1 protein-coding gene is annotated in these 675 nt (G+C 34.7%); it reads left to right on the top strand.

Translation table 11 applies throughout. From position 1 onward, the window contains the following. The first annotated feature begins 117 nt into the window (after positions 1-117). Positions 118-462 (top strand): hypothetical protein, encoded by a 345-nt coding sequence (locus tag BWI93_RS10730; RefSeq protein WP_094811114.1) that lies wholly within the window; start codon positions 118-120, stop codon positions 460-462. Positions 463-675: the final 213 nt, after the last annotated feature.

The following is a 675-nucleotide window of genomic DNA, read 5'->3' as shown; positions in this document are numbered from 1 at the left end:
GTTGGTGACGCTACGCTAAACACCAACAACGGCGGAGAACAATTATCCTTAGGAAAGATCTACATCTTCATTTTCGTATTCTAGACCGATATGTTAAACCTTTAAATAATTTGAACAGTGGGAAAAATACAGGTGCAGATCAAACAAAATCTGTCAAATTTCAAGCAAGAAGTAGCTTTAGCTAAATTTTTACATGGTCGAAATAATTGCTATGAAAAAGCAGTTTGGCGACTATTATTACGTCAATACTGGAAAGAAAATGGACCGTACATTTTCAGCTATGATGCCAATGATAATGCCACAGTAAAAAGCTTATTAACTTTTGGAAAAATAATGGATAAATTTGCTATGAGGATAATACCAATGCATCAAGTATTAGCTCTGAAAGATGATAGTAATACCATTCCATTATGCTATAAATCCGCTATTGTTACTATTCGTATTTGGTTACGTAAAACATAGCTGTATCTGCCGTTGTTGATATTTAACGTAGCATTACCAACAACTCTAAGTATACTCCCTACTGTTTTACGAATCTTTTAGCAGAATTTCATTTGTAATCACTGAATTTAGGTGTTTGAAAGTCTAATCATGTGTTCATTTTTATACTGACAGCCTACTGATTTACCTGCGTCGTACCACCTGAGTTGTTGGTGACGCTACGCTAAACACCAA

It is taken from the genome of Siphonobacter sp. BAB-5385 (genome assembly GCF_002261125.1).
GTDB lineage: Bacteria > Bacteroidota > Bacteroidia > Cytophagales > Spirosomataceae > Siphonobacter.
This window is presented reverse-complemented; position numbering and strand designations above follow the sequence as displayed.